Source organism: Pandoraea sp. PE-S2T-3 (assembly GCF_002179965.1).
GTDB lineage: Bacteria > Pseudomonadota > Gammaproteobacteria > Burkholderiales > Burkholderiaceae > Pandoraea.
On sequence record NZ_NGUQ01000037.1, the window covers coordinates 26,552 to 44,485 of the forward strand.

Here is a 17,934-nt window from a genome sequence, read left to right on the forward strand (position 1 = left end):
TGCAGCATTGGTGCGACATTAACGCCAGAGTTGCCACCACGACTTCTTGCCGGTGCCATCGTCGATGCGATGACCGACCGTCAGGTAGCCGCTGTTCGGATACGTCTTTTCCATCACACGGCGGGTGTCGTCACGCAGTTCGGTCATGCCGAGTTTGTCGTACGACTTGATCATGATGCCCAGTGCATCTTCGAGCGCCGGTGCCTTGTCGAAGTCTTGCAGGGCGCTCTGTGCGCGATTCACGGCAGCCAGATATGCACCACGACGATAGTAGTACTCGGCGGCGTGCACTTCGTGCGCGGCCATCGCGTTGACGGCGTAGCGCATGCGCAGGGCGGCGTCGTTCGCGTACTTGCTGGACGGATAGTGCTCGACCAGATACTTGAAGCTGTCGTACGCCGCGCGGAGTGCCTTCGGGTCGCGCTCGCTCAGATCCTGACCCGAGAAGCGGCCGAGCAGACCCAGATCGTCATTGAAGTTGATCAGGCCCTTGAGGTAATAGGCGTAATCGATCGACGGGCTATCCGGATGCAGACGGATGAAGCGGTCGATGGCGGTAAGCGCCTGAGCCTGCTCGTTGTCTTTGTAATAAGCGTAGGCGGTGTTGATCTGCGCTTGTTGGGCATGCGGGCCGAACGGGTCGCGCCCTTCGAGCAACTCATAATACTTGGCGGCTTTGGAGTAGTCGCCACCGTCGAAGGCGTCCTTGGCTTCCGAGTATAATTTGTTCGTCGACCAGCTGGCCGTTTCGTCGACTTTCTCCGGCAGAATGCCGCAGGCGGCCACGCCGCCGACCAGAATAACGGCCAGCGTAAGATGTTTGACAAGTTTCAGGGCTTGCATGCTCGTTGGCTTCACTTCTCGATGACCCGTTCAATAGTGCCGGATTATAGCGTAACCGCCTCATTTGCCACGGAAAATGCGGAGGACTCGTCTGACGACGACCTCGATTCGCTTCCCGTGGCTTTCCCAGGTGCCCTCGGTGGCACCCCCAATTCCGACAGCGATTCTACCTCTGCCACGGTGGCAGGGGCTAACGATGCCGCACCGCTCGTCGCCACACTCCCCGATGCACTCGCTGGCGAACGCCTCGACAAGGCACTCGCACAATGTTTTCCCGAGTATTCCCGTAGCCGGTTACAGGCGTGGGTCGAAGACGGCCGCGTGATGCTCGACGGCGTGACGGCGAAAGTTCGCCAGAAAGTCGCGGGTGGTGAGGCGGTCACGATCACACCGGCAGCGTTGCCTGAGCAACAGGCGTTTACACCGGAACCGGTGCCGCTCGATGTCGTTCACGAAGACGCCGCGCTCGCCGTGTTCAACAAACCGGCGGGGCTCGTGGTGCATCCGGCGGCCGGCAACTGGTCGGGCACCTTGCTGAACGGCCTGCTTCACCGGTACGGGCAGGCGGCAGCCGATCTGCCGCGCGCGGGTATCGTGCATCGTCTGGATAAGGACACGTCCGGCCTGATGGTCGTGGCCCGCACCCTGATTGCGCAGACCGATCTGGTGCGGCAGTTGCAGGCGCGCACCGTCAAGCGTCACTACGCAGCGCTGGTGTGGGGGCGCCCCCCGTTGCGTACCGTCGTCGACGCGCCGATCGGACGCGATCCGCGTGAGCGCACCCGTATGGCCGTGGTGCACGGAAATGGCGGCAAGCCGGCCCGCACCCGGGTGGTCACCGTGGCGAGCGCGGAATGGGAGAGCTCGCCGGTCTCGCTGGTGTTGTGCTCACTCGACACCGGACGTACCCACCAGATTCGCGTGCATCTCGCGCACCTCGGACATTCGCTGCTTGGCGACCCGCTATATAAGCCACGGCATCGACGTCCGGCATTGCCGGGCGATTTCTCACGGCAGGCACTGCATGCGTGGCGTCTGGGACTGATTCATCCGGTCGACGGCAGCGCGATGCACTGGCAGGCACCGTTGCCTGACGATATGCGTGAACTCATGGCCGCGCTGGGCCTCGAATTCGACTTCTCAACCCTCCCCGATTCGCTCGATGACTTCTTCCCTGCATAACATAGACCATGCGCGAGAACGTGAGCAGAACGCCTTTCCCGATGATTGGATCGTGCCTGACTGGCCAGCGCCGTCGAACGTGCGTGCCGTGTTTACGACGCGTGCGGGCGGGGTAAGCGAAGGGCCGCAGGCCACTTTCAATCTCGGATTCAAGGCAGATGACGATCCCGCTGCGGTCACCACGAATCGCGCGTTGCTGGCATCGCGCACCGGCGTGCCGTCGGCGTGGGTGGCGCAAGTGCACGGCCCGCGTGTGGTCGATGCACAAGACGCACTCGACGCCGTTCGCGCTGGCGATCCGTTGCAGGCTGATGCAAGTGCCACGAATGCGATCGGTCTGGCGAGCACGGTGATGGTGGCCGATTGCATGCCCGTCTTGCTGTGCGATGCGCAGGGGCAGGCCGTGGCGGCGGCGCATGCCGGTTGGCGCGGGCTTTGTGCCGGTGTGATCGAGCAAGCGGTGCAGGCATTGCGTGCGCGTTTGCCGCAAACGGGCGCAAGCGCCGAAGTTCTCGCGTGGCTCGGGCCGTGCATTGGTCCGCAGACATTCGAGGTTGGCCCGGAGGTGCGTGAAGCGTTTCTTGACGCCGCAACGCCTGCCGAACGCGATGCGACGCTCGCGGCTTTTGTCGCCCATGGCGACCCTGCCGTGGGCAAGTCGCTGGCCGATCTCTATGCGCTGGCGCGCCTGCGGTTGGCGCGCGAGGGCGTGACAAGCGTGTCAGGCGGGCAGTGGTGTACGGTCAGCGATTCGGCGCGGTTCTATTCGTATCGCCGCGATCGGACGACTGGCCGGATGGCGGCGCTGGTGTGGCGGGTGGCGTAATCCGTCGTGTATTTGATGACGCGGGTGTGACGGCGCCGCTGACTGTGGGATCTGTGTCACGGTCGATGACGGGCGTCACGCCGGCATTGGCCTCGCCCGCCGCTGCGTCATCGGGTCGCAGTTCGGATTGCCGTTCAAGGTGTAGCCGTCTGGCTCGCCGCATGCGGCCACCGGCGATATAGAGCAAGAGCATTACGGGCGCGACCCCGCCGCCAATGAAGATGAACAGGCCGAGCCAGACCGACGGGGCGGTGATGGCGACCATCGCCAGAACATAGAGCCAGCCGAGAGCGACAATCAGCATCGGGACAAACGCGCATTCAAAAATTGGCGGGGCGGCAGGACAATTCCCACCGGACGTACGCCGCAAGCATTGACACGCCTGCGCTCGCACGCAAGAATGCATTTCAGGCGGGGCGCAACGCTCGCGAGGCGTAGCACGCCGCCGCGTTTCGGGCACTGGCCCGTGAACGCAACGGACGTGACGCTCAGGCTATCATGAATCGCCCCAGTGCCAACTTCGATCCGGCCTCGTTTGCCGCGTCGTTTGCTCAGCAGTTTCCCTCCGCTTCGCTCTCCGCTCAGGACATGTCGCAGTGGTTCAGTGCCGCCCAACAACTGTTCGGCGCGTTGCCGGGCGCTGCGGGCCCGACCACCGCGAGCGCCCACGGTGCAGCGAATCCCGCGAATCCCTTCAGCCATCTCTTCGAAATGTTCGGCAGCGCCGGCAAGTTGCCGCAGCCGTCCGCCCTGCACGTCGACCCTGCGCGTCTGAATGCGCTTCAGACGGAATATGGGCGTGAATTTTCCGAACTCGTCGCGAGTTTCAATCAGCCCGGGCTCGATAACGCACCGCCGCTCGGCGATCGGCGCTTTGCCGGCGACGGCTGGCGTAACCCGTTCTACGCATTGCCCGCAGCGCTCTACCTGCTCAACGGCCGTTTTCTGATGCGCATGGCCGAGCTGGTCGACGCAGACGCGAAGACGCGCGAGCGAATTCGCTTTGCCGTCGAGCAGTGGGTGGCGGCGAGCTCGCCGGCGAATTTCATCGCGACCAACCCCGACGCGCAGCAACGTCTCGTGCAGACGCACGGCGACAGCCTGCTCGCCGGGATGCAGCATCTGCTCGTCGATATGGGCAAGGGCAAGGTATCGCAGACCGACGAGGCCGCGTTCGAAGTGGGGCGCAACGTTGCCACCACGGAAGGGGCGGTCGTGTTCGAGAACGACCTCATCCAGCTTATCCAGTACAAGCCGCTCACGCCGACCGTGCATCAACGGCCGCTACTGGTGGTGCCGCCTTGCATCAACAAGTACTACATCCTCGATCTGCAACCCGAGAACTCGCTCGTGCGCTACGCCGTGGAGCAGGGTCACACGGTGTTCGTCGTGTCGTGGCGCAACCCCGACGCATCGCTCGCGCACAAGACGTGGGATGACTACGTCGGCGAAGGCCCGATCGCGGCCATCGACGTCGTGCGTGAGATCGCCGGACAGCCCCAGATCAACGCGCTGGGCTTCTGCGTCGGCGGTACGTTGCTGGCCGCCGCGCTTGCCGTGTTCGCCGCCAAGGGCCAAAACGGCCGCAAGTCGCCGGTGGCGAGTGTGACGTTGCTGACCACGCTATTGGATTTTTCCGATACTGGCGTGCTCGACGTGTTCGTCGACGAGCCGCATGTGCAGTATCGCGAGAAGACGATCGGTGGCGCGCTCGGCCAGCCGCCGGGTCTGATGCGCGGGGTGGAGCTGGCCAACACGTTCTCGTTCCTGCGCCCGAACGATCTGGTCTGGAACTACGTGGTCGACAGCTATCTGAAGGGCAACGCGCCGCAGCCGTTCGATCTGCTTTACTGGAATGGCGACGGCACGAATTTGCCGGGCCCGATGTTCTGCTGGTATCTGCGCCATCTTTATTTGCAGAACGAACTGAAGCAGCCCGGTGTGGTGCAGACCTGCGGCGTGCCAGTTGATCTGGGAACGATCGATGCCCCGGCCTATGTGTTCGGATCCCGGGAAGATCACATCGTGCCGTGGACCTCGGCGTTCCGCTCGTTGCCGTTGCTGGGTGGCGAGCGCCGCTTCGTGCTTGGCGCGTCGGGACACATCGCCGGGGTGGTCAATCCGCCGGTCAAGAAGAAGCGCAGTTATTGGCGCAATGACGACGTGGGCGTCGAGTCCGGCGACTGGCTCGCGGGTGCCACGGAGCACCCGGGAAGTTGGTGGACGGACTGGAGCGACTGGCTCGCCGGCTACGCCGGAAAACGCGTCAAAGCGCCAAAGTCGTATGGTAATGTTGCTTATGCCCCCATCGAGCCGGCACCCGGCCGCTACGTCAAGGCGAAAGCCTGAGCGGGAGCGGCATTGCGGGAAAGCCCTTTGGTTCGACTTATTTTGAAAACGAGGAAAGAGACATGACGGATATCGTGATTGTGTCGGCTGCGCGCACCGCAGTCGGTAAGTTTGGCGGTTCGCTCGCCAAGGTGGCTGCGCCGGATCTGGGCGCCATCGTGATCGACGAGGTCCTCAAGCGCGCCAAGCTCAAGGGCGAAGATGTGAGCGAAGTGATTCTGGGTCAGGTGCTCACGGCCGGTTCGGGGCAGAACGTCGCGCGTCAGGCCGCCATCAAGGCAGGTCTGCCGACGATGGTGCCGGCCATGACGATCAACAAGGTGTGCGGCTCGGGTCTGAAGGCTGTGATGCTGGCAGCCAACGCCATCGCTGCGGGCGATGCCGACATCGTGGTTGCCGGCGGTCAGGAGAACATGAGCGCAGCGCCGCACGTGCTGCCGGGTTCGCGCGACGGTTTCCGCATGGGCGATGCCAAGCTGATCGACACCATGATCGTCGACGGTCTGTGGGACGTGTACAACCAGTACCACATGGGGATCACGGCCGAGAACGTTGCGAAGGAATACGGCATCACGCGCGAAATGCAGGATGCGTTTGCCGCCGCTTCGCAGAACAAGGCGGAAGCCGCACAGAAGGCCGGCCGTTTCGACGCCGAAATCGTGCCGGTCTCGATTCCGCAACGCAAGGGCGATCCGCTCCTGTTCAACACCGATGAATTCGTGCGCCACGGCGTGACGGCCGAATCGCTGGCTGGTCTCAAGCCAGCCTTCTCGAAAGACGGCACGGTCACCGCCGCCAACGCATCGGGCCTGAACGACGGCGCCGCCGCGGTGGTGGTGATGTCGGCCAAGCGCGCCGAGCAACTCGGTCTCAAGCCGCTCGCTCGCATCGTCGCGTACGCAAACGCGGGTGTCGATCCGTCGGTGATGGGTATCGGTCCGGTGCCGGCATCGCAGCGCTGTCTGGCGCGTGCGGGCTGGGACGTGAAAGACCTTGACCTGATGGAAATCAATGAAGCGTTTGCTGCGCAGGCGCTGGCGGTGAACAAGCAGATGGGCTGGGATACGTCCAAGATCAACGTGAACGGTGGCGCGATCGCCATCGGTCACCCGATCGGCGCGTCGGGCTGCCGTATTCTCGTCACGCTGTTGCATGAAATGGCGCGTCGCGACGCACGTCGCGGTCTGGCCTCGCTGTGTATCGGCGGCGGCATGGGCGTTGCGCTGGCAGTAGAACGTGTTTGAGCGCACTCGTTGCGTGCAGTAACCCACAACGAATCAAACCGGTGACGCCCGTGCGTGCAACGCGCGCGGGCTTGTTGCCGGAGGCAGTCAGGAGACGGAAGGTTCGCGTGGGAACGCGCGGCCTGCGCGTCGGTCAATTGGCAGTCGCAACAGGCGGCAGATTTGCCGTTATTTAGGGGGAAGCGTTCCATGACTCAACGCATTGCATACGTGACAGGCGGGATGGGCGGTATCGGTACGTCCATTTGCCAGCGACTGTACAAAGACGGCTTCAAGGTCGTGGCGGGCTGCGGCCCGAATTCGCCGCGCCGCGTGAAGTGGCTGGAGGATCAAAAGGCGCTGGGTTTCGATTTCGTCGCTTCCGAAGGTAACGTCGGTGATTGGGATTCGACCAAGGCTGCTTTCGACAAGGTGAAGGCGGAAGTGGGCGAGATCGAGGTGCTGGTGAACAACGCCGGTATCACGCGCGACGTCGTGTTCCGCAAGATGACGCACGAGGACTGGGATGCGGTGATCGCGACCAACCTCACGAGCTTGTTCAACGTCACCAAGCAGGTGATCGAGGGCATGTGCGAGCGTGGCTGGGGCCGCATCATCAACATCTCGTCGGTCAACGGTCAGAAGGGGCAGTTCGGCCAGACGAACTACTCGACGGCCAAGGCCGGTATCCACGGCTTCACGATGGCGCTGGCGCAGGAAGTCGCCACCAAGGGTGTGACCGTCAACACCGTGTCGCCGGGTTATATCGGCACGGACATGGTGCGCTCGATCCGTCAGGACGTGCTCGACAAGATCGTAGCGACGATTCCGGTCAAGCGTCTGGGCGAGCCGGCCGAAATCGGTTCGATCGTGGCGTGGCTCGCATCGGAAGAATCGGGCTTTTCGACGGGAGCGGACTTCTCGCTCAACGGCGGCTTGCACATGGGCTGAGCGGTGGCAGGGCGGAAGCGCGGGTGCGGGCCAACGGTATGCACCTTTTCCGCCGCGGGTTAGGGCTTTGCCGCATAGCAGCAAACGCCCTAAAATCGATAATATGTGACTAACCCCGACCGTCGGTCGGGGAAGTCCTTCATAAAAGCAGGAAACCCACCGCATGACCGCGAGCAAGAAGACTGACGAGCGCCTGATCAAAAAGTATCCGAACCGGCGTTTGTACGATACGCAGACCAGTACGTACATCACCCTTGCCGATGTGAAGCAGTTGGTGCTCGAGACCGAGGAGTTCAAGGTTGTCGACGCCAAGACGGGCGAGGACCTGACCCGCAGCATTTTGCTGCAAATCATTCTGGAAGAAGAGACCGGCGGCGTGCCGATGTTCTCGAGCGCCATGCTGTCCCAGATCATCCGCTTCTACGGCCATGCGCTGCAAGGGATGATGGGCACGTACCTCGAGAAGAACATCCAGACTTTCATCGAGATTCAGAACAAGCTGTCCGATCAGTCGAAGGGCATCTACGAAGGCGCGGCCTTCAACCCGGACGTCTGGGCGCAGTTCATGAACATGCAGGCGCCGATGATGCAGGGCATGATGACCAACTACATCGAGCAGTCGAAGAACCTGTTCGTGCAGATGCAGGAGCAGATGCAGAGTCAGGCCAAGAACATGTTCAGCACCTTCCCGTTCCCGGGTGGACCGGGCGGACCGGGAATGCCGGGCATGCCGGGTACACCGGGTACGCCGGGCAAAGATCCCAACAAGAAACCCTGAGGCATGGCTTCGGGCGCGAGTGCTTCGCGCCGGCATGACGTTGCGGTGTGGCTCGGGGCGCACACCGCAACGATAGTTGGAACGCACAACGGGCGAACAAGGTAAAATGCGCGGTTCTTCGCTGCGGGTTGTGCCCGTGGCGCGAGTATCGGCAGGCGAGCAGGGCGTTGACGGCGGTGAAATGGCCTCGTCAGGGCACCCAGAGGCTCGCTGTCCGGTCGTTACACCGTATTTACTAGATCAGGATTTCGCCCCATGTCCCGCCCATTGCCCGCCGGCACTCCCAAAGTCGGCTTCGTTTCGCTCGGCTGCCCCAAGGCTCTGGTTGACTCCGAGCAAATCCTGACCCAACTGCGCGCTGAAGGTTATGCGATTTCCGGCACCTACGACGGTGCCGATCTTGTGGTGGTCAACACCTGCGGCTTCATCGACGCCGCCGTTCAGGAAAGCCTGGATGCCATCGGCGAAGCGCTGGCCGAGAACGGCAAAGTCATCGTGACCGGCTGTCTGGGCGCCAAGAAGGACGCCGCCGGGCAAGACATCGTCACCACCGTCCACCCGAAGGTGCTCGCCGTGACCGGCCCGCATGCGCTGGGCGAAGTCATGACGGCGGTGCACACGCACCTGCCCAAGCCGCACGATCCGTTCAGCGATCTCGTGCCGGCCGCCGGCATCAAGCTCACGCCGCGCCACTACGCGTATCTGAAGATTTCCGAAGGCTGCAATCACCGCTGCACGTTCTGCATCATCCCGTCGATGCGCGGCGATCTCGACTCGCGCCCGGTGGCCGAAGTCATGCTCGAAGCCGAGAACCTGTTCAAGGCCGGCGTGAAAGAGCTGCTCGTGATTTCGCAGGACACCAGCGCGTACGGCGTCGATGTGAAATATCGCACCGGTTTCTGGAACGGCCGCCCGCTGCGCACGCGCATGACCGAACTGGTCACGGCGCTGGGTGAATTGGCCAAGCAGTACGGCGCGTGGGTGCGTCTGCACTACGTGTATCCGTATCCGCACGTGGACGAAATCATCCCGCTGATGGCCGAAGGCCACATCCTGCCGTATCTCGACGTGCCGTTGCAGCACGCGCACCCCGACGTGCTCAAGCGTATGAAGCGTCCGGCGTCGGGTGAGAAGAATCTGGAGCGCATTCAGGCGTGGCGCAAGGCATGCCCGGACCTGACGATCCGCAGCACGTTCATCGCCGGTTTCCCGGGCGAGACCGAAGCCGAATTCGAATACCTGCTGGACTTCCTGAAAGAAGCCGAGCTCGACCGCGTGGGTTGTTTCGCGTACTCGCCGGTCGAAGGCGCCAAGGCCAACGAACTGCCGGGCGCACTGCCCGACGAAGTCCGTGAAGAGCGCCGCGCGCGCTTCATGGAAGTGGCGGAAGAAATCTCGGCCGAGCGCCAGCAGCGCAAGGTTGGCAAGACGATTCAGGTGATCGTCGACGAAATCAATCAGGACGGCGGCGTTGCCCGCTCGGCCGCTGACGCGCCGGAAATCGACGGTCTGGTGTACATCGAACCGACCGCCAAGGCGGCCAAGCGCCTGAAGGTTGGCGAGTTCGTCAACGTGACGGTGACCGGCGCCGACGGCCACGACCTGTGGGGCGAAGTGGTCTGAAGCAGAAGTGGGGCATATGCCGCCCCACTTTTCGTCTTGACCCCTTTGGTCCGGTAACACTGTCCCACATCGCCTTTCACTTTCGAACCGCTCCCCCGACGCTCGAACGATGACACAAGCCCCATCACAAATTCAGCAAACGCCGCAAGTGCTGGCCATGGGTGAAGCCATGGTCGAATTCAACCAGTCGCCCGGCGATGCCCGTCAGTACCTTCAGGGCTTCGGCGGCGATACCTCCAACTTCGCCATCGCCGCCCGCCGTCAGGGCGTGAGCACGGGCTTCGTGAGTGCGGTCGGCGACGACCTGTTCGGCCGCATGCTGCTCGACCTGTGGCGAGACGAGGGTGTCGATACGACGACCGTGCGCGTCGACACGCAGGCCCCCACGGGCGTGTACTTCGTGTCGCACGACGAGAACGGCCATCACTTCGACTATTTGCGCGCCGGCTCGGCCGCCAGCCGCTATCACCCGCAGGACTTGCCGCGCGACGCACTGGCCAGCGCCCAGTTTCTGCACCTGTCGGGCATCAGCCTGGCCATCAGCGTGAACGCGTGCGACGCAGCCTTCGACGCCATGTCGAAGATTCGTGCCGCGGGCGGTCAGGTGTCGTTCGACACCAATCTGCGCCTCAAGCTGTGGCCGCTGGCCCGTGCCCGCGCGACCATGCGTGAAGCGTTCAGCCTGACCGACGTGTGCCTGCCGAGCTGGGACGATGTCACCGCCGTCACCGGTCTGGAAGATCGCGATGCGATTCTCGATGAACTTCTCTCCCATGGTGTGAAGGTCGTAGCGCTCAAGCTGGGCCGCGAAGGTTGCTACGTCGCGACGCCGACCGAGCGCCGTATCGTCGCGCCGTACCCGGTGCAGGCGCTCGACGCGACCGGCGCGGGCGATTGCTTCGGCGGTGCGTTCGTGGCGCGTCTGGCGCTGGGCGACGATCCGTTCACGGCCGCGCGCTACGCCAACATCTGTGCGGCGCTCTCGACAACCGGTTACGGCGCCGTCGCACCGGTGCCGCGTACCGAGCAAGTGCTGGCCTTGATGGGCGCCTGACAAAACAACTGACGTTTCCCTCCACTGAGCCGCCCATCGCGGTAACCCGGGCGGCGGTATACTCGTTTGCAAACTTATATCCACACGGAGAAGAGACATGCAACGAGACGTCGTGATCGTCAGTGGTGTACGTACGGCCATCGGTGATTTTGGTGGCAGCCTGAAGGATTTCGCGCCGACCCAGCTCGGCGCGATCGTTGCCCGCGAAGCCATGGCGCGCGCGGGTGTTGGCGGTGAAGACGTCGGTCAGGTCGTCTTCGGCAACGTCATCCATTCCGAACCCAAAGACATGTATCTGGCGCGCGTGGCCTCGATCGAGGCCGGCGTGAGCCAGCACGCCCCGGCCATGACCGTGAACCGCCTGTGCGGCTCGGGTCTGCAAGCGGTGGTCTCCGCTGCGCAGTCGATCCTGCTTGGCGACACCGACATTGCAATGGCCGGCGGTGCCGAGAGCATGAGCCGCGCGCCGTACGTGATGCCGGGCGCACGCTGGGGCACGCGCATGGGCGAATCGCGGCTCGTCGACATGATGCTCGGCGCGCTGCACGATCCGTTTGCCAATATCCACATGGGGGTGACGGCCGAGAACATCGCGAAGAAGTGGGACATCACGCGCGAAGATCAGGACCGTCTCGCCGTGGAGTCGCACCAACGCGCGGCACGCGCCATGGCCGCCGGCTACTTCAACGACCAGATCGTGCCGATCACCATCAAGTCGAAGAAGGGCGACGTGGCCTTCACGACCGATGAACACGTGCGTGCGGACGTCACGCTGGAAGACATGGCCAAGCTGCGCCCCGTGTTCCAGAAAGACGGCACGGTCACCGCCGGCAACGCGTCGGGCCTGAACGACGCCGCTGCTGCCCTCATCCTGATGGAGCGTGCCGAAGCGGAACGCCGCGGCGCCAAGCCGCTCGCGCGTCTGGTCAGCTACGCGCATGCCGGCGTCGATCCGAACTACATGGGCATCGGCCCGGTGCCGGCTTCACGCAAGGCATTGGAGCGTGCAGGCCTGAAGGTGAGCGATATCGACGTGGTCGAAGCCAACGAGGCGTTTGCCGCGCAAGCCTGCGCCGTCACGCGCGATCTGGGCTTCGACCCGGCCAAGGTCAACCCGAACGGCTCGGGCATCTCGCTGGGCCACCCGATCGGCGCCACGGGCGCACTGATCACCGTGAAGGCTTTGCATGAATTGCAGCGCATCGGCGGCCGTTATGCGCTCGTGACGATGTGCATTGGCGGCGGGCAGGGCATTGCCGCCGTGTTCGAGCGCGTGTAAGTTACACCCCGGGGGCCGGCGCTGTTGCCGGCCCGTGTGATTCCGGAGCTGTGATGACGCAAGACAACCGCAAGCCCTCTGGGGCGCTCGACAAGCCGGACGCCAACGGCTGGCACTGGCAAACCAATATCCTCCACGCCGACACCCAGTTGCCTGCCGGTTTTGCCGCGATGCCTGTGCCCGTGGCGCGCGCCTCGACGGTGATCTTCCCCGATCTGGCCGCCATGCGTGCGCTGGACTGGAAGAACGACAGCCAGTGGCGCTACGGCCTGCATGCCACGCCCACGTCGATGGAACTGATGCGGCGTCTGGCGGCGCTCGAAGGCGGCAAGCACTGCCTGTTGTTCCCGTCCGGTCTGGGCGCCATCTCCAATGTCTATTTCGGCCTGATCCAGTCGGGCGACGACGTGCTGATTCCCGACAATGCCTACAGCCCGAACCGTGAGCACGGCGACTGGCTGCAAGCCTCATTCGGCATCACCGTGCGCTACTACGACCCGCTGATCGGCGACGGCATCGGCGCGCTGATTCAGTCGAACACCAAACTGATCTGGCTGGAAGCGCCGGGTTCGGTGACGATGGAAGTGCCGGACATCCCCGCGATTGCCCGCGTGGCGCGCGAGCGCGGTGTGCTGACGGCGATCGACAATACCTACTCGGCAGGCATCGCATTCCGCCCGTTCGATCACGGGGTGGACATTTCCGTGCAGGCGCTCACCAAGTACCAATCGGGCGGCAGCGACGTGCTGATGGGCTCGGTGGTGACCATCGATGACGACGTGCACCATCGCCTGAAGCAAGCCCGTATGCGCATGGGTGTGGGCGTGTCGGTGGACGATTGCAGTCTGCTGCTGCGCAGCCTGCCGAACATGCAACTGCGCTTTGAAGCCCATGACCGTGCGGCGATGACGCTGGCCACGTGGCTCAAGACGCGCCCTGAAATCGTCGCCGTGCTGCATCCGGCCTTCGAAGACTGCCCGGGCTATCAGAATTTCCGCCGCGACTTTACCGGCGCGGGCGGCTTGTTCTCGGTGGTGTTCGACGAACGCTATTCGCAGGCGCAGATCGATGCCTTCATCGAGGCGCTGCGTCTCTTCAAGATCGGCTTCAGCTGGGGCGGAGCCCACAGTCTGGTGGTGCCGTACCGCGTGCCTTCCATGCGCACGGCGATGCCTTGGCCGCACAAGGGTGCGCTCGTGCGCTTCTATATCGGTTTGGAAGATGTGCGCGATCTGCAAGCTGATATCGAAACCAGCCTGAGCGCCCATCTGGCCGGGTAAGCCACCCGGCGTCGATTCGCTGCGTGCCAGTTGACTGACGGCAGAGCGCGAATTCCGTGTATGACGTGCCAAACGGTCGCACACCTGTGCGTGTCCGATCGTTTGGCACTGACCTGACTCCGCCCTAGTGTTCCTTGTTACTCGTCCGGATCGACCCGTCGGGCGCTTGCCATTGCGCACTCGCAGGAAGACTCAACGCTTCGGCGGCTCGCGCACTCGCGGACGTCGACGGTTTGCTCAGGTTCGCGTGCCGCACGACCAGCGCTTCCGTCTTGTCGTTGCTACTGAGTGCGTCCTTCCGATCCTGAAGTTGGGGCAAAGTGGTGCCTTGCAGGTACCGAAGCCGTTCCGCGATGTTTTCCGTCGCCGCATTGCTCCGCGCGTTGGCCTCTCGTTCGGACTTGGCTTCAGCCTCTTGTCCCGCCTTTTTTGAAGCTTTTTCTCTGGACAATTCGTTGGCGGCCGCAAGTGCCGCATAGCCCCCGTTTTGGTGCAACAACTGGGTTTGCTTTTTGATGGTTTCCTTTAGCGTCTGCGCAGTGCGGTTGGCAAGTGAGGTCACTGTGGCCTTCGATGTCGTGGCAAGTTGCGTCGTCTGTGACATGGCTTCATCACGTTTTGCGGCGGCCGCACGTGTCGTCGCAATGCTCAGGACTTCGGGCGCGACCCGTTGCTCGGCTTGCTCTGCGACGTCGGCTGTGGGCAACATCTGGCCCTCATCCGGCGAGATCATCTGCCCATGCGTGGCCTTTGCCTTGGCGACGTGGTTCTGGAACACCATTTTCACCACGTCCGCGTCGGCCTCCGGGTTGGCGCGAAGGAATTCGACATAGGCCGACACTTCCTCGCGGATGATCGCGTCGCGTGCTTTCTTGCGTGATCTGGCGAGGTCGCGGCCGTAGGCTGGGCCGATGTCGTCAAGCACCTGACGAGCCACTTCCGAGGGCGGATGTTCCCCCGGCAGTGCTTTTTGCCACGCGTTCTGTACGGCATTGCCGACCATCTCCCGCATGGCCTGCTGTTCGCGGATTGTGATCGTCGGCATGATCTCGTGTAGGCGCGTTTGCAGGCGATCCGCTTCCAGCCGAAGCAGGATCTTTTCGGTAATCACGCGCCGAATGCCGTCGATGACCGTTGGCACGTCGTGATGTTCGAGCGCCATTTCAGGTACCTGCCGCCAGCGGGGACGCAGCCGGAAGACGATGATCGCAGCGCCCAGTCGCCCCTGCGAGGCGAGCAAATCTCGAAATGACGGCATCAGACTCTCCGCACGCAACCGGTTCAGCAATGCACGCCGGCAATCACCCGACTCACGGGGGGCGTTCAGAAGTTCGACAAGGAAGCAGGTCTGGCAAGGGGCTCCCCTGCCAAGCAGCAAACGCAAGACATCGTCGCGTTTGATCGATTTGTCCACCATCTCGTGCAGCAGGTCTGCCCATGCGTGGGCCAACGATTCGAGCGTTGGCGCGCGATGCCCGAGTAGTGAGGCGTAGACGAGTCCCACTTCGCTCGACAATGCGTTGAGAACGGCACGCGCGGGCAGTGTGTCGTCGTTGACCAGACCGGCGAGCAACCGCAAGTAATCGACGTTGACACGAAACGCGAGCTGGTCGGCCCTGTCGCCGTTTGCGAAACGCAGACCGATGGCCAGCTCCTGCAAGAGTTCAGGTGTCAGCAATCGTCGCGCCGTCAGGCATTTCGCCGTGGTGTCGTTCACCATGCCGTGGGCACGCAGTGCACTTGCGGTGGCGAGAAGCGTTTGCAGTGTGCGAACCGTTCTGTGAGTGCTGTTCTCCGTAGGGGCGCCGTAATCTCGGTGATAAACGAAATCGACTGAGTGGCCCGTCAGCGTCTGAAGCATCGAGAGCGCACTCGCGCACGAGTCGCAGGTGTCGAGCAGACTATTGACATGAATGCTGGTGACGATGGGGCGGCTGCGCATGTCATGCACGATAGCCGCGGCGATCGTCTGTTCGGAATCCTTCAGGCGGGAGGGGCCGCTTTCCCTGTCGTCGCCAAGCACCGGTAGATCGACCAGGCCGACCGTGTGTGTGCCGGAGACGCCTTGCAACGCTCGCGTCATGCGCCGTCTCGCGTCGACGTAGGTGACGTCATCGATCGTGACCTCGTCGGCATCGCCCATCGATTCATGGATGTGCAGTTTCAGCGTATCGAAACGCTTGCCGCCGGAGGTCGAGAAGTAAAGGACACGGCCGTCTTCGCTGCCGAGCGAGGCGAACGCAATGTTGCCCCCCTGCAAATGCGTCTTGAGATCGGTGATGCCTGCGGCGTCGGCGATATTCCACTGGTCGTCGACAGTGAACACGAGGTCCGGACCGAGAATTGTCTGATAGGTGAGCGCATCGTTGGCGTGCCGCGCGCCATCGAATCGCTCGCGGCTGTCGATGCTGCTCTTGCACATCTCGACGTATCGGTTCTGCACCGGTCCGGACGTGATGATTTTGAACGCGAGCGCCTGATCCTGGGCAATCGGCGAAGGATACTGCGAGAGGTGCTGCGACACATTGGCGAAGGTTGGTGTTGGGGTGACCAATTCCGGCAACGCGTTCAGCCGACTCTTGTACTCGTTGAAAAGATCGATGCAACGTTTGTCCATCGGCACCATCGGGTCCAGACGTCGCAAGTGTCCGGGGAGATTGCTGGTGCGCATGGTGCCTGCTGCGTAGTACTTGCCCGGATCGGCCTCGACGACGACATGGGGCGACATGCCGCCGATTCGAAAACCGTTCACGGTCTTCCGGAACGGCACGCCGTCGACAATGTCGTCTAGCTCGACCTGCGTGAGTTCAAAGTCAAGCGGCGTGAACTGGCTGTTGGAGAGATCGGCCTGCGTGGGTACGCGAGGTATCGGCAAGGGACTGGTGGGGGTTCCCTTGATGGACTGACGGTAGACCGGCTTCGGGGGAAGCGCCAGATTTCGGGTGTCCTCGTCTCCCAAATAACGCTTGTGGGCTTGCTTGCCCGTTACCCTCACGTATTTTTCGTCGTGGACAAAAAGGCCTTGCGGATGCGCCGGGAGGCCTGAAGCATCTATCGCGAATACGGTGCCGGGTGTGACGGTGACCTGCGACATAAGATCTGCCGCGCCGCTGGTCGACGTTGACGGGATCGCCGTGTCGCCTCGCACGCGTCCTGTCGTCTCTTCGGGGAGGAAGTCCCTGAGCGCCGGGCGCGAAGTGCTTGCGTGAAGTTTGGGCCACGCAGGCTGCGACGCCGGCGCTTTCGCGGGCGTGCAGAGCGTGGCGGTGGTCGTTGCATTCGGGGCGCGCAGGCGAAAACCGTCGCGAGTGCTCGTGCACGGCGACTCAGACCCGGCGGGCGGAGGTGCCGCAGGCGTCGACGTGCGGACAATGGACGAAGGATTCATGGACTTGCGCTGGCTCGCGTCGAAGGAGTGTCGAGCAAGCGTGGCAAGTTGTCCGCAGCGAAACTTTCATGATTCGCTCAGCGTTCCCGAGTGTGGGAATGTGCCCGCGTCAGTCCTTGCGAAACAGCGACAGCAGAGCGTCGAGCCCCACGTGATTGAACGCGACCGAGGCGCGCTCGCGCACGACCGGCTTGGCGCGGAACGCGACCGACAGCCCGGCGATGGCCATCATCTGCAAATCGTTCGACCCGTCGCCCATGACGATGGCTTGCGAAGGCGTTGCACCGAACTGTGCGGCGACTTCGGCGACCGTACGCGCCTTCACTTCGGCGTTGACGATCTCACCGATCACGCGGCCGGTCAGCTTGCCGTCGACGATCTCCAGCGTGTTGGCGCGGGTGACGTCGAGATTCAGCCGGGCTTTCAGCCGATCGGTGAAGAACGTGAAGCCGCCTGAGACGAGCAGCGTCTTGATGCCCAGCGCTTGCACGCCGCGCAGCATGTTTTCGGCACCCGGTGAGAGTTGCAGGCGTTCCTCGTAAACCTTTTCCAGCGCGCTCGCATCCAGCCCTTTGAGCAGGGCGACGCGGCGCGTGAGGCTTTCGTTGAAGTCCTTGATCTCGCCGCGCATGGCGGCTTCGGTGATCGCCGAGACTTCGGCCTTCAGGCCGCAGTAATCGGCGATCTCGTCGATGCACTCGATGGTGATCAACGTCGAGTCCATGTCCATCGCCACCAGCTTGAAATCCGACAGGCGGCGCGCGCTGTCGACCAGCACGGCGTCGACACCGTGGGCCTGCGCGAAAGCCGCCATGGCGGTGCGCAGCGCCGGCGTATCGGTGACATCGGCCACGCGTGCTACGCCCGGTGCGAACGTCGGGGTGGCGCCGGGGACGAGCGCCCGGATGCCGTCGGTCAGGGCCGACAGATTCACGGCGCCGGACGGGTTGCCCGCGTGGGCGGCTTGGGGCGGGGTGGCACCCAGAATGACGAGATCGTTGGCCATCTTGAAGGAAAAGTTCGGCAAAGGTGCAGCCACTGGCGTGTGTCATGTCGCGGGCCGGTTTCCGGCGCGCACACCGCGGGCGCGACCGACATTCTACCGGGTTGCCGCTACGCGGGGCGGACTCCGGCGCCAACGGTGAGTGGAAAGGACGC

13 protein-coding genes are annotated in these 17,934 nt (G+C 63.3%); 10 read left to right on the forward strand and 3 right to left on the reverse strand.

The window, feature by feature from the left end; translation table 11 throughout:
- Positions 1 to 18: 18 nt before the first annotated feature.
- Positions 19 to 843 carry an outer membrane protein assembly factor BamD gene (locus CDV46_RS22595; RefSeq protein ID WP_087687106.1) on the reverse strand — a complete coding sequence of 275 codons (825 nt, stop codon included), beginning with the start codon at positions 841 to 843 and terminating at the stop codon, positions 19 to 21.
- Between the two features lie 21 nt (positions 844 to 864).
- Between CDV46_RS22595 and CDV46_RS22600 the strand changes: the two genes are divergently transcribed.
- From CDV46_RS22600 to CDV46_RS22650, 10 genes are all read left to right on the forward strand, one after another.
- Complete coding sequence (locus CDV46_RS22600) at positions 865 to 2,025, forward strand: RluA family pseudouridine synthase (RefSeq protein WP_087725110.1); 1,161 nt, start codon at positions 865 to 867, stop codon at positions 2,023 to 2,025.
- Positions 2,006 to 2,851: a peptidoglycan editing factor PgeF gene (pgeF, locus tag CDV46_RS22605; protein WP_087725112.1), complete on the forward strand. Its 846-nt coding sequence runs from the start codon at positions 2,006 to 2,008 to the stop codon at positions 2,849 to 2,851. The genes CDV46_RS22600 and pgeF overlap by 20 nt, the downstream gene beginning before the upstream one ends.
- Before the next feature lie 588 nt (positions 2,852 to 3,439).
- On the forward strand, positions 3,440 to 5,200 hold the full coding sequence (gene phaC / locus CDV46_RS22615) for a class I poly(R)-hydroxyalkanoic acid synthase (protein WP_087726048.1): 1,761 nt from the start codon (positions 3,440 to 3,442) through the stop codon (positions 5,198 to 5,200).
- A gap of 62 nt (positions 5,201 to 5,262) precedes the next feature.
- Complete coding sequence (locus tag CDV46_RS22620; RefSeq protein ID WP_087687110.1) at positions 5,263 to 6,444, forward strand: acetyl-CoA C-acetyltransferase; 1,182 nt, start codon at positions 5,263 to 5,265, stop codon at positions 6,442 to 6,444.
- Positions 6,445 to 6,633: 189 nt separating this feature from the next.
- A complete protein-coding gene (locus CDV46_RS22625; protein WP_058378256.1) occupies positions 6,634 to 7,374 on the forward strand; it encodes a 3-ketoacyl-ACP reductase in 741 nt (246 codons plus the stop codon).
- 163 nt (positions 7,375 to 7,537) lie between these two features.
- The gene (gene phaR, locus CDV46_RS22630; RefSeq protein WP_087687111.1) at positions 7,538 to 8,152 is read left to right on the forward strand and encodes a polyhydroxyalkanoate synthesis repressor PhaR; all 615 of its coding nucleotides are present in this window, start codon (positions 7,538 to 7,540) and stop codon (positions 8,150 to 8,152) included.
- A 255-nt stretch (positions 8,153 to 8,407) separates the two neighbouring features.
- Positions 8,408 to 9,775: a 30S ribosomal protein S12 methylthiotransferase RimO gene (rimO, locus tag CDV46_RS22635; protein WP_087687112.1), complete on the forward strand. Its 1,368-nt coding sequence runs from the start codon at positions 8,408 to 8,410 to the stop codon at positions 9,773 to 9,775.
- Between the two features lie 109 nt (positions 9,776 to 9,884).
- Positions 9,885 to 10,829: a sugar kinase gene (locus tag CDV46_RS22640; protein WP_087725116.1), complete on the forward strand. Its 945-nt coding sequence runs from the start codon at positions 9,885 to 9,887 to the stop codon at positions 10,827 to 10,829.
- 97 nt (positions 10,830 to 10,926) lie between these two features.
- Positions 10,927 to 12,108 (forward strand): beta-ketothiolase BktB, encoded by a 1,182-nt coding sequence (gene bktB, locus CDV46_RS22645; protein ID WP_087725118.1) that lies wholly within the window; start codon positions 10,927 to 10,929, stop codon positions 12,106 to 12,108.
- Positions 12,109 to 12,161: 53 nt separating this feature from the next.
- Complete coding sequence (locus tag CDV46_RS22650) at positions 12,162 to 13,388, forward strand: cystathionine beta-lyase (protein ID WP_254916169.1); 1,227 nt, start codon at positions 12,162 to 12,164, stop codon at positions 13,386 to 13,388.
- Between the two features lie 124 nt (positions 13,389 to 13,512).
- Here CDV46_RS22650 and CDV46_RS22655 read toward each other — a convergent pair whose 3' ends face one another.
- A complete protein-coding gene (locus tag CDV46_RS22655) occupies positions 13,513 to 16,482 on the reverse strand; it encodes a hypothetical protein (protein ID WP_140413463.1) in 2,970 nt (989 codons plus the stop codon).
- 403 nt (positions 16,483 to 16,885) lie between these two features.
- Entirely contained in the window at positions 16,886 to 17,782 is an 897-nt protein-coding gene (serB, locus tag CDV46_RS22660; protein WP_087726050.1) for a phosphoserine phosphatase SerB, read from the reverse strand.
- Positions 17,783 to 17,934: the final 152 nt, after the last annotated feature.

What these genes read in the sequence shown, in the direction of transcription:
- CDV46_RS22625 (WP_058378256.1), top strand. Translation starts at nt 6,634, where the DNA reads ATGACTCAACGCATTGCATACGTGACAGGCGGGATGGGCGGTATCGGT.
- phaC (WP_087726048.1), top strand. Translation starts at nt 3,440, where the DNA reads ATGTCGCAGTGGTTCAGTGCCGCCCAACAACTGTTCGGCGCGTTGCCG.
- CDV46_RS22600 (WP_087725110.1), top strand. Translation starts at nt 865, where the DNA reads ATGACCCGTTCAATAGTGCCGGATTATAGCGTAACCGCCTCATTTGCC.
- CDV46_RS22655 (WP_140413463.1), bottom strand. Translation starts at nt 16,482, where the DNA reads ATGTCGCAGGTCACCGTCACACCCGGCACCGTATTCGCGATAGATGCT.
- bktB (WP_087725118.1), top strand. Translation starts at nt 10,927, where the DNA reads ATGCAACGAGACGTCGTGATCGTCAGTGGTGTACGTACGGCCATCGGT.
- pgeF (WP_087725112.1), top strand. Translation starts at nt 2,006, where the DNA reads ATGACTTCTTCCCTGCATAACATAGACCATGCGCGAGAACGTGAGCAG.
- CDV46_RS22650 (WP_254916169.1), top strand. Translation starts at nt 12,162, where the DNA reads ATGACGCAAGACAACCGCAAGCCCTCTGGGGCGCTCGACAAGCCGGAC.
- rimO (WP_087687112.1), top strand. Translation starts at nt 8,408, where the DNA reads ATGTCCCGCCCATTGCCCGCCGGCACTCCCAAAGTCGGCTTCGTTTCG.
- CDV46_RS22620 (WP_087687110.1), top strand. Translation starts at nt 5,263, where the DNA reads ATGACGGATATCGTGATTGTGTCGGCTGCGCGCACCGCAGTCGGTAAG.
- phaR (WP_087687111.1), top strand. Translation starts at nt 7,538, where the DNA reads ATGACCGCGAGCAAGAAGACTGACGAGCGCCTGATCAAAAAGTATCCG.
- serB (WP_087726050.1), bottom strand. Translation starts at nt 17,782, where the DNA reads ATGGCCAACGATCTCGTCATTCTGGGTGCCACCCCGCCCCAAGCCGCC.
- CDV46_RS22640 (WP_087725116.1), top strand. Translation starts at nt 9,885, where the DNA reads ATGACACAAGCCCCATCACAAATTCAGCAAACGCCGCAAGTGCTGGCC.
- CDV46_RS22595 (WP_087687106.1), bottom strand. Translation starts at nt 843, where the DNA reads ATGCAAGCCCTGAAACTTGTCAAACATCTTACGCTGGCCGTTATTCTG.